Source organism: Prevotella pallens ATCC 700821 (assembly GCF_000220255.1).
GTDB classification, from domain to species: Bacteria; Bacteroidota; Bacteroidia; order Bacteroidales; family Bacteroidaceae; genus Prevotella; species Prevotella pallens.
On sequence record NZ_GL982514.1, the window covers coordinates 170,234 to 180,797 of the forward strand.

Consider the following 10,564-nt stretch of genomic DNA (forward strand, 5'->3'; position numbering starts at 1 on the left):
AATACAAAAATGGCAGAGTTTATATTATACAGCATTGCTGTTTTCTTGGTTACAATACTTTTTTTGGTTGTACTTCTGCTTGTTGCAAAGAAGTATTTAAGCCCCAGTGGAAAGGTTAAGATAACCATTAATGGTGAAAAAGAATTAGAAGTGGAACAAGGTGGCACCATTCTGGCTACACTAAACGAAAACGGAGTGCACCTGCCTTCAGCATGTGGAGGTAAAGGAAGCTGCGGTCAGTGTAAGTGCCAAGTACTGGAAGGAGGCGGAGAAATACTCGATTCGGAACGCCCACACTTCTCTCGTAAAGAGATAAAAGACCATTGGCGTCTGGGCTGTCAGGCTAAAGTGAAAGGAAATCTCTCTATGAAAGTACCCGAAGCCGTATTGGGCGTTAAAGAATGGGAATGTACTGTTATCTCAAACTCTAATGTATCGTCGTTCATTAAAGAGTTTAAAGTGGCGCTACCCCCGGGCGAACACATGGACTTTGTGCCTGGTTCGTACGCACAAATACGCATTCCAAAGTACAATTGCATAGACTACAACAAAGACTTCGATAAAGAACTCATTGGAAAAGAATATCTTCCAACATGGGAAAAGTTCAATTTGTTCTCGCTAAAAGCTAGCAACCCCGACGACACGGTGCGTGCTTACTCTATGGCGAACTACCCTGCAGAAGGCGATATAATTACGCTTACCGTGCGTATTGCTACTCCGCCATTCTTGCCACGCCCACAAGTAGGATTCCAAAATGTACCTTCTGGTATTGGCTCATCATACATCTTCAGCCTAAAACCTGGCGATAAAGTAATGATGAGTGGTCCCTACGGAGAGTTTGCACCTAATTTCACATCAGGAAAAGAAATGATATGGATTGGTGGTGGAGCAGGTATGGCTCCGTTGCGTAGCCAAATTATGCACATGTTGTGCACATTGCACACTCGCGATAGAGAAATGCACTTCTTCTACGGAGCACGTTCGCTAAGCGAAGCATTCTTCCTTGACGACTTCTGGAAACTCGAAAAAGAATATCCAAACTTCCACATGCACCTCTCGCTCGACCAGCCAGACCCTGTAGCAGATGCTGAAGGAGTGAAGTATTATCAGGGATTTGCAGTGAACTGCATACGAGACACTTATCTGAAAAACCACGAAGCACCAGAAGATTGTGAGTATTATCTATGCGGACCTCCTATGCTTATTAAGACTGTTACCGACTATCTCGACAGCCTTGGCGTAGAGAAAGACGCTATTCGCTTCGACGACTTCGGATAAAAACAAAACATTCAAAACGAACTTTTAATTTTTTCATACATATTAAAAGGTGTCTGCATGCGATATGTAGACACCTTTTCTGTTTCTCACCCTCCTCCCACTTCGTTCTAAAACATTAGCTTGTAACTTCTTAAGAAAACTACACACCTTTCTTCCTCAAACAACTAACCTCCCGTAATTGTTCTTTATAAGTCTGTTTCTCACAATGTTTAGTCATTGTAGCCAAACAATAGAAACCACAATACGTATAGCATTACACCTTATTTTCATAATTCTCATCTCAATAAATCTCTTTCAGCTGCAACAACCCCACGTAATAAAGGCTGAAACTTGTTGTTACGTCTAATTTGGAAAAAACAGATATCTGAAACGCAACTGACAGATATCTGAAACGCAACTGACAGATATCTGAAACGAGTGCGACAGATATCTGAAACAAAAGATACTACCGCCTGGCTGAGTTTTCCTAATTTCTGAGAGAGCTATTTTATTTGCAAATACCTGCAAACATAGCATACAAATTATCTATTTATGGTAGTGTCTAAAAAAGTGTGTAAGCCCATATTTTTCTTCTCTTTGCATTTGAGAACAACAAAATAAATAAACAATGGAACTTACACAATTACAAATTTCGGAAATTCTTTCTAATTACACAAGCAGCAGCGAAGGTTTTGTCCTAGTGAGGGAGATATATGCTGGAAGGAAGAACTTGAAGTGTTGAAAGAACGAGGAGTTACTCAAATAGACTTAGTAGTATCTGATGCACTTCAAGGAATAGAGAATGCTGTTTGTGCAGCTTTCCCCCAGGCATCTCATCAGTTTTGTGTAGCTCACGTCAAGCAACAAATACTAAATTGTGGATAAACCGCAGATGGCAGAAGAACTAAATGAGGTCTTTACTTAAGAATACAAAGAGATGCAATCTTTGTTGGTATATGAACAATTACAACAAACATTTATCCCACAGTCACCATAATCATGGCGACATGGATCATTCAAAACATGAGCACGTAAGCACGGAAGAACATGGAGACTATAAGGATCAACATCAAGAACATCATGCTGGGCATGACCACAGCGGGCACAGTGGGCATGATCACAGCGGGCACGGTGGGCATGAGCATCATCATCACGGTAACTTTAAGGAACTTTTCTTAAAGTCATTGCCAATAGGAATCATTATTATGCTCTTATCCCCTATGGCTGGGTTTGAACTACCATTCCAGTTTGCTTTTCCATATTCTGATATTGTAGTAGCTATTTTATCTACTATATTAATTATTTATGGTGGACGTCCATTCTATCAAGGGGCAGTTGACGAATTTAAACAAAAAGAACCTGGAATGATGGCTCTCGTTTCTTTAGGTTTAAGTGTTTCATATTTATATAGTATTTATACTGTAATAGCAAGCTACGTAACAGGTGTACAAATTATGGATTTTTTCTTTGAATTTGCTTCATTACTATTAATTATGTTATTAGGTCACTGGATTGAGATGAAAGCTATTGGAGAAGCAGGAGATGCACAAGAAGAACTGGCTAAGCTAGTACCAAAAGATGCTCACGTTGTATTAGAAGACGATTCAATAGAAACACGACCAGTTGCTGACTTAAAGGTAGGTGATTTAATTCGAGTTCAAGCTGGAGAAAATGTGCCAGCAGATGGAACTATCGAGCGTGGCGAATCACGTTTAAATGAAGCTCTTCTAACTGGAGAATCAAAAGCAGTTAAAAAAGGTCCTGGCGATGAAGTAATCGGAGGCTCAACAAATGGAGAAGGGGTTCTTTATATTAAAGTGAATGAGACAGGTGATCAATCCTTTATATCTCAAGTTCAGAATTTAATCAGCCAAGCTCAAAGTCAGCCTTCCAGAGTAGAAAATATTGCTCAAAAGGTTGCAGGATGGCTCTTCTATATTGCTGTTATTGTCGCGCTAATTGCTTTTGTAACATGGATGGTTATAGAAGATGTGCCAACGGCAGTTATATTTACAACTACTACATTAGTTATTGCTTGTCCTCACGCTTTGGGTCTAGCTATTCCATTGGTCACCGCTCGTAGCACAAGCTTAGGGGCAAGTCGTGGCTTACTAGTAAAAGACCGCCAAGCCTTAGAAATAGCTCAAGATGCAGATGTGATGATTTTAGATAAAACGGGTACTTTAACAACTGGTGAGTTTAAAGTATTAGACGTTGAACTTTTTAATAACAAATATAATAAAGAGGAAATCATTGCCTTACTGGCAGGTATTGAAGGAGGATCTAGCCACCCGATTGCTCAATCAATTATAAGCTTCGCTAAGCAGCAAGGTATAAGTCCAGTATCTTTTGATTCAATTGATGTGATTTCCGGTGCTGGCGTAGAAGGCAAAGCCAAGGGCCATAGTTACCAATTAATCAGTCAAAAATCCTATGGACGTAATCTTGATATGGATATTCCAAAAGGAGCAACTCTTAGTGTCTTAGTAGAAAACGATGATGCCATTGGTGCTGTAGCTTTAGGGGACGAATTAAAACCAACGAGTAAAGAGTTAATTAAAGCTCTTAAAAAGAACAATATTCAACCAATTATGGCAACAGGTGATAATGAAAAAGCGGCTCAAGGCGCGGCAGAAGTTTTAGGGATTGAATATAGATCAAATCAATCTCCACAAGACAAATATGAGTTGGTTAAAACACTTAAAGATGAAGGAAAGAAAGTTATCATGGTAGGTGATGGTGTAAATGATGCTCCTTCTCTTGCCTTAGCAGATGTTGGTATAGCTATAGGTGCTGGAACTCAAGTTGCATTGGATTCAGCTGATGTCATATTGACTCAATCCGATCCAGGAGATATTGAATCATTCATTGAATTAGCACACAAAACAACTCGTAAAATGAAACAAAACCTATTTTGGGGAGCTGGTTATAACTTTATAGCTATCCCTCTAGCTGCAGGAATTTTGGCTCCTATTGGTATCACATTAAGCCCTGCATTAGGAGCAATCCTAATGTCTGTGTCAACAGTCATCGTCGCCATTAATGCTATTTTATTAAGTTTAGATCCAAAAAATAACGGTTAACAGATCGAATGATTGAAACTCCTTAAAGTATCAATATACAATAGTTTTACAGGAGAAAAAGAGATGTAAGTACTGGCTCTTTGTAAAATCGTGTTGGTAGAAGTAGACGATTTTTCTACCAACACGATTTTTAATTTATTATAAAACTGATTTCTTTTAAAATCCTATAAGCCATTGATTTTATATGTTTTATAGCTTGTTATTCTATTTTCTTGACATCAATACTACAGTCTCAACCCCTATGGTTATGGGGAACATATCCACGCTCGTAGATGGAAACATATCAAAGATTGGCTCTCGTTTGTAGGAACATATCGACTGTAATCATTTCATTTTCAAGCCTTTATCGATAGCTTCCTGAATAATCTTATGACAACAAACTCCCAACGGATTGTTTTCTTTACAATTAGAATTTTTCATTGCCCCAGTGATGGCATTTACTTCTTTTACGGATTTCGCGCCATGCTTTACAACTGCTTCAATTACCTGATTTTCTGTGACTTCGCTACAATAACAAGCATACTTAGGATCTGCATCTTTCTTAAACCAGATAGGAACTCTAACTTGGTCTTTCAAGAATTTTATTTCATTATCTAAGTTATAGTAAACAACGTCGCAGTCCTCGTTCATGCAAATCTTATATTGATCTCCGTTAACAGCATTACGATAATCATCTACCACTAGATGTTCAACAGTTACTTTACTAACGGAAATCCCTTCATTATTACATACAGGACAATTGTCTTTAATTTGATCCGGCTTTTCTGTTTTGCATCCACAACAACATTCATTATTAATCTTCATATTCTTAGCCTCCATATTTTCATTATAATTTCTTTTTTAAACTAGGTAAAACCAATTTTGTAGAGTCCAACAGCAAATGCAAATTTATGGAAAGTTTTCGAAGAATTTGTATTTAGGGGTATCAAAATTTAATTTTTCTCTTGGTCTTCTGTTTATTTTCTTTTGTATTTCCATTATTTTTCGGTCAGAGAAATCGTTGAAGTTTGCCTTTTTTGGTATGTACCTTCTAATGAGTTTATTTGCGTTCTCTACAGCACCTTTCTGCCAGGAGGAGTAAGAATCGGTGAAGTAAACCACCACCGGATTTCTTCCATTCATGCTGAGCCGCCTTGTTATTTCCTCGTGTGCGGCAAACTCACATCCATTGTCAGTGGTAATGGTAAGCAGTGATTCCCTATATGGAAAGAGCAATTTTGCCACGGTCTTTGCCGTTGGTAACGCCTTCCGTCCCTGCGGCAGTCTTTCCATGAGAATGTAGTTAGTCGAGCGTTCCGTTAAGGTGACAATGGCATGACCGTACGAGTCGACGATAGTGTCCAGTTCCCAGTCTCCGAAGCGCGTGCCGTCAGCCTGCATTGGTCTCTGGTGTATGCTTATACGGTTAGGGATATTGGTAGCCTTCGTAGGACGCAACGCCTTGCTCCTCTTTGTGTATTTGAGCCTATGTGGCATATGTGAAGCAAGTTTTCCGGTGGTGTCTGCATGGACGTGGTTGTAGATGGTCTGCTTCACGATGTGAATACCCTCACGTCTGAGCACGCCTGCAATTTGGCTGGGAGACCAGTCCTCATCCTCTATCATGCGGTCAACACGCCACCATAAGTCCTCAGGCTTGCGGTGATTGCCTTTAAAGCCGTGCTTGCGGGCTTCGCACTTGGATTGTGCATACTTCCACACATACGTGCCGTCTGGCTTGGAGTTTCGCCTGATTTCACGGATGACCGTTGAGCAGGACACTTCGATTTCCCTTGCTATACGGGATTTGCTCCATTTCCTTTGAAGTCCAAGATAGATTTCGTATCTTTGTGCTTCGATTAGTTGATTTGACATAGCAATACAAAATTAATTAATCTTAGGGAGATTTCGGTCTCCCTTTTTTTATTTGTATTGCTGATTGTTTCTTTACCTCGCCGAGAGATGCAGACAACCTCTCGCTACGCTTCGAGAACGTCTGCATCTCTCGGCGAGGGGTACTCTTTTATTGCACTTCGATTTTGAATCTGCACAAGAGTCATTCTGTGTAAAATCATGGAATATAAAACAGCGCAAACTCCACCTGTCTGCGTTTAACTAACCCATTCAAGGCTTTTCCCTTATATTGGCAGAACGAAACATACTCCCGATAAATATTTCTATCTCCAGCCTCTATCTTTCGCAGCAACTTACTCTTAGGGTGTTTGCCATATCCGAGCAGTCGCCCCATACCCACATTATAGGCAAGCAAGGTCAGCAGCAGGGCATCCTTACCATAGCCTTTGAAGTGTTCAAAGCATTTCCAAAGGTCGGCACGGAGCAGTGAGTCAGCCTGCCGTTCCGTCATATCCGCAGTGAAACGTTCTCCTGGTTGCAGCTGATGCCCATACCCAACATACGGATAATTCTTCCAGCCGTGCAGTCCCTCAAAATATTTCACAACGACCACAGCACGCTCAAAAGGTGGCAAGTCCGCCAGCCGCACCCTGCGCTGGGCAAGGGTCGGCTGACAGAACAGGCAGAATACACAAAGTAAAATGAAAGAATTTATCGTTCGCATCCATTATGTTATTAGTGGCGAGAAGATGCAGGCTTCTTGCCCTCCTCACGCTCATTGTTGAAACTAAAGGTTAGCTGCTGAACCTTACCGAAACTATCCTCCACATATACATCAATTGTCTGGCGGTCGGATGAGAACGAGGTGTAGTATAAGCGGAACACATCTTTTGTGAGTGGATATCGGTCGTTCGGCTTGAAGACTGTGCCGTTATCATTTCTTAGCAAGCCCTTGCCGTCAGACTGGAAGTAACGTATCGTATAGCGAGTGTCGGCAAGCTCACCACCTCGCTTCAGTGTGCAGCGTATCTCAGCTGTCTGCCCTCTTATGATGTCCTTCTGAACCGGCATTGTCTCCACCGTAAACGGATAAGACTGCTGAACATCCAAATCCCTATCACAAGCAGATAGGCAAAACACGGCAAGGGTCAGCACACCCATTACCCAAATCGTATTCAATATCTTCTTCATCTTTTCTTCTACTTAAAAGTTAAACCTTAGTCCTGCTGAAACAGCCGGACGAAAACAATGCACGTCCGTTCCAAAGAGGAAACGTCCCTGCGCCTTTATAAGAAAGAGAATCCTATCCGTTAGGAACACTTCCATCGAACCATATACGGCACCACCATAGATAAAGCGGGAGCGGTCGAGCAGCGTCGCCCCGTCGGGCAGCAGCTTCTTGTCCTTGTTCAGCTGCTCATAGCCACCCAAGGCGGCATTGCAGAGCACCGACAACGTGGAACCGCATACCTGATAATATACGACAAATAGTGGTTGAACTTTCTTTAGAACATCCAGAGCTTACCCCCAGGGAATTGTCAGTTCTTTTATTGGAAGAGAGTCAGATATTTGTTTCAGAGTCAAGCTTTTATCGTATATTACACGAAAGAGGTCTATTGGAACGTATGGAGCATGATTTTATCTTTGCAGCTGATGAATTCCATCATAAGACTAAATTCGCTAATGAGATGTGGCAGACTGATTTTACCTATTTCAAAGTCAAGGGTTGGGGCTGGTATTATCTCTCTACTGTAATTGATGACTACAGCAGGTATATTATCCATTGGGAGTTATGTTCGAGTATGACTTCTGATGATGTATCCAGAACAATCGATAACGCAATTGAGAAGGCAGGAGTTACATTCCAGAATCCTCCTTGTCTGTTATCAGATAATGGACCATGTTATATTGCTTCCTCTCTCAAACAGTATCTCTGTAAGGAATATAATATCAAGCATATCCATGGCAAACCCTTGCATCCGCAGACGCAGGGAAAGATAGAACGATATCACAGATCGATGAAAAATGTGATTAAGCTAAATCATTATTTTTGTCCCTCTGAATTGGAAAATGCTATCGATGGGTGGGTGAAATATTATAATGAGAGAAGGTTTCATGAATCGTTGGATAATCTTACACCCAGAGACGTATATCTAGGACAAGGGGAGAAAATAAAGAAAATACGAGAAACGATAAAGCAAAATTCAATCAAAAAAAGAATTTTTGATAATAAAACAATGAAATATCAGAGTAAATAACTACATTTGTAGTTGTGCACTTTTGTTTGACAACGTACAATTTAGTCACTGATATTTATGAAAAAAAATAAAATTAAAACGGAGTTTCTACACAAACTGGAGTTTTTCTATAGAAATTTGGGTAGCATTTGGTCTGTAGAAGACTTTTCAAACAATAGAAATGTTCAGAGTCTCTTAAAAGATTATTTATTGGTTCTTGAAGAAAAGGGTATCGTAAAAATTATCGAAGGCAATAAGTTTAAAATAACGAATTTGCCATCGAGTATAATGTCTCGTCAGTCTAATAGCGAAACTAAAGAATGATAAATCTAAAAACAGGAGAAGTCATAACCTTCAAATAACACATGAGTTATGAAACGTAGTAGATTAATAATAATAATAATAAATTATATTTATCACGATAATATTTATTTGATGTCTCCAATTGTTGATTGGAATTTATTAGATGTGCTAAATAAAAATATTCGAAATAATTATAAAAGAATTAGACCCATTTTGTTGAAATGGCAGGAAAATGGATATATAAAATTAATAGAAGATAACGAGATTGCTTTTTCTTTTATTCCAGAGAAATTACCATCAAAAGAAAAACTAATAGAAGAGAGCCTGAATTTCAAATAATGATTGATGAGAATGGTGAACTTGAAAACAGGTAGAACAATAACATTAAAATAATATGAAGAGAATAAAAATTGTTCGTGTATTGGCAACTTATATTTGTCATGATCCATTTGCATATAGTCCTATCTGGACATGGGATAGCTTTCCTCCAATTATATATACAGAAAGGGAAAGAATACTTCCTGTATTAAAAGAATGGGAACATAAAGGATATTTAACTTTAATATATGATGAGAAAATAGCCTTTATCCTTAACGTAGAAAAATTACCATCAAAAGAAAAACTAATAGAAGAAAGTCGTAATATTAAATAAAGAATTGTAGAAGTAGAAAAGAAATTAACGAAGAAAGTATGGGACTTTGCCTATAGCTGCTTTATTTGTTCAAAGACAAATCATAGATAGAAGATAACCTGTATGTTGCATGGCATAATAGAATATCAAATAAGGAAAATGAATGTACGTTGTGCACTTTTGTTTGACAACGTACAATCTGAACTCGAATCCGAATCATTCGATTCGTTCCCACATATACTGTTTGAATACTCTCTCATACGCTATTCTCCTATATAATGAATGTCTCCAGAATAAATATCTGGATGATTATTATAAAATGGCCATTTTTCCTCCTTTAAATGCTGTGGGGTTATTCGAAAAACATGAATCTTTGTTTTGGTTAAGGGATACTTTTTACCACTCACCAACAAATAAATAGTAAACCAATTGTTATATTTGCTAACCTCAATGACCAACTTTCCCGAAGCTCCCTTAGCTTTGAAAGCCTCTGCATATCCCTTTATGATTTCATCTTCATCAAAATAGAACTTTCCATTATAAATTGTTGTACCTACCTTCCAGCCAGCCTGTATCTCTCTTACGCGAGGCAATAATGAAGGCATCGGCTTATTATCTCTATGCCAAAATTCTCCCGTAAGGAACCGGTAAAGGTAATCAGTAAAAGCTGCTTTTTCGTCTTCAAACTTAAATTCTATTTCATAGTTGAATTTTGTCTTGTAGGTATCCCACAAACCATCTGACAAACCATTTCGTTTGAAATTCTCTTCCGCCCATGTGTAATCCCCAAGTCGCCCTTCACAAAACGCATCAAGCGTTTTGCGGTATCGATACCCATCTTCGTCAAAATCCTGCAATGGCACATTTACTTCCCTGCCAACAAGAGTGTCACAGACCAATTCGCGTCGACCTATACCATCTACATAAAGCCACACATGCCCTTTGGGAAGCATATTGATCACAAAACCTGTAAATGCCCAATACCTCTTAGCTGGCCAATCATAATATTTTGTACGGAACTTTTGGCGTATCTTATCTTGTAGCTCTAATGAGAATTTAACATTAAGCCGATAAAACTTCTTTTCTAAATACGAAAGCCACACAATATCAACACTACTGGGGGCATCCATTCCTCCGTTAGAGTCACTGCCCATATCTACCGTACCATCCGCTTCGCCCAAACCTGAACCAGTAAATCTCTCCATCACACCAACATATCC

General features: G+C 39.2%; 10 protein-coding genes and 2 pseudogenes. 6 read left to right on the top strand and 6 right to left on the bottom strand.

The annotated features are described in order from the left end of the window. The first annotated feature begins 9 nt into the window (after positions 1–9). The 3 genes and pseudogenes from nqrF to HMPREF9144_RS09875 all read left to right on the top strand — a co-directional run bounded on the left by nqrF (position 10) and on the right by HMPREF9144_RS09875 (position 4,340). Positions 10–1,278: an NADH:ubiquinone reductase (Na(+)-transporting) subunit F gene (gene nqrF / locus HMPREF9144_RS09870; RefSeq protein ID WP_006045884.1), complete on the top strand. Its 1,269-nt coding sequence runs from the start codon at positions 10–12 to the stop codon at positions 1,276–1,278. A gap of 675 nt (positions 1,279–1,953) precedes the next feature. Then, positions 1,954–2,179: pseudogene (locus HMPREF9144_RS13010) on the top strand (transposase); the annotation flags it as partial. A gap of 34 nt (positions 2,180–2,213) precedes the next feature. Then, positions 2,214–4,340, top strand: a complete 2,127-nt coding sequence (locus HMPREF9144_RS09875) for a heavy metal translocating P-type ATPase (RefSeq protein WP_040595757.1) — start codon at positions 2,214–2,216, stop codon at positions 4,338–4,340. A 324-nt stretch (positions 4,341–4,664) separates the two neighbouring features. On the opposite strand, the gene HMPREF9144_RS09880 is transcribed toward HMPREF9144_RS09875, so the two are convergent. The 5 genes and pseudogenes from HMPREF9144_RS09880 to HMPREF9144_RS13015 form a co-directional block, all read right to left on the bottom strand. After that, positions 4,665–5,159 (bottom strand): Csac_0668 family 2Fe-2S cluster-binding (seleno)protein, encoded by a 495-nt coding sequence (locus HMPREF9144_RS09880; protein ID WP_002846217.1) that lies wholly within the window; start codon positions 5,157–5,159, stop codon positions 4,665–4,667. 69 nt (positions 5,160–5,228) lie between these two features. Continuing rightward, positions 5,229–6,194 (bottom strand): IS30 family transposase, encoded by a 966-nt coding sequence (locus HMPREF9144_RS09885; protein ID WP_006045887.1) that lies wholly within the window; start codon positions 6,192–6,194, stop codon positions 5,229–5,231. A gap of 196 nt (positions 6,195–6,390) precedes the next feature. Further along, the gene (locus HMPREF9144_RS09890; protein WP_006045888.1) at positions 6,391–6,897 is read right to left on the bottom strand and encodes a glycoside hydrolase family protein; all 507 of its coding nucleotides are present in this window, start codon (positions 6,895–6,897) and stop codon (positions 6,391–6,393) included. An 11-nt stretch (positions 6,898–6,908) separates the two neighbouring features. Next, complete coding sequence (locus HMPREF9144_RS09895; protein ID WP_006045889.1) at positions 6,909–7,364, bottom strand: DUF3872 domain-containing protein; 456 nt, start codon at positions 7,362–7,364, stop codon at positions 6,909–6,911. A 12-nt stretch (positions 7,365–7,376) separates the two neighbouring features. Beyond that, positions 7,377–7,610 (bottom strand): annotated as a pseudogene (locus tag HMPREF9144_RS13015) (conjugal transfer protein TraO); the annotation flags it as partial. Positions 7,611–7,663: 53 nt separating this feature from the next. Here HMPREF9144_RS13015 and HMPREF9144_RS09900 point away from each other — a divergent pair. The 3 genes from HMPREF9144_RS09900 (at position 7,664) to HMPREF9144_RS09915 (ending at position 9,365) form a co-directional block, all read left to right on the top strand. Next, a complete protein-coding gene (locus tag HMPREF9144_RS09900) occupies positions 7,664–8,431 on the top strand; it encodes a DDE-type integrase/transposase/recombinase (RefSeq protein ID WP_006045891.1) in 768 nt (255 codons plus the stop codon). Between the two features lie 351 nt (positions 8,432–8,782). Then, entirely contained in the window at positions 8,783–9,052 is a 270-nt protein-coding gene (locus HMPREF9144_RS09910; protein WP_249031198.1) for a peptidase, read from the top strand. A 55-nt stretch (positions 9,053–9,107) separates the two neighbouring features. Continuing rightward, complete coding sequence (locus HMPREF9144_RS09915; protein WP_006045894.1) at positions 9,108–9,365, top strand: hypothetical protein; 258 nt, start codon at positions 9,108–9,110, stop codon at positions 9,363–9,365. A gap of 242 nt (positions 9,366–9,607) precedes the next feature. On the opposite strand, the gene HMPREF9144_RS09920 is transcribed toward HMPREF9144_RS09915, so the two are convergent. Beyond that, a partial coding sequence (locus HMPREF9144_RS09920) for a DUF2931 family protein (RefSeq protein WP_006045895.1) occupies positions 9,608–10,564 on the bottom strand: 957 nt, incomplete at its 5' end.

Bases quoted from the DNA above. Each gene is read 5' to 3' on its own strand.
- nqrF (WP_006045884.1), top strand. From the start codon at position 10: ATGGCAGAGTTTATATTATACAGCATTGCTGTTTTCTTGGTTACAATA.
- HMPREF9144_RS09910 (WP_249031198.1), top strand. From the start codon at position 8,783: ATGAAACGTAGTAGATTAATAATAATAATAATAAATTATATTTATCAC.
- HMPREF9144_RS09880 (WP_002846217.1), bottom strand. From the start codon at position 5,159: ATGGAGGCTAAGAATATGAAGATTAATAATGAATGTTGTTGTGGATGC.
- HMPREF9144_RS09895 (WP_006045889.1), bottom strand. From the start codon at position 7,364: ATGAAGAAGATATTGAATACGATTTGGGTAATGGGTGTGCTGACCCTT.
- HMPREF9144_RS09890 (WP_006045888.1), bottom strand. From the start codon at position 6,897: ATGCGAACGATAAATTCTTTCATTTTACTTTGTGTATTCTGCCTGTTC.
- HMPREF9144_RS09885 (WP_006045887.1), bottom strand. From the start codon at position 6,194: ATGTCAAATCAACTAATCGAAGCACAAAGATACGAAATCTATCTTGGA.
- HMPREF9144_RS09875 (WP_040595757.1), top strand. From the start codon at position 2,214: ATGAACAATTACAACAAACATTTATCCCACAGTCACCATAATCATGGC.
- HMPREF9144_RS09915 (WP_006045894.1), top strand. From the start codon at position 9,108: ATGAAGAGAATAAAAATTGTTCGTGTATTGGCAACTTATATTTGTCAT.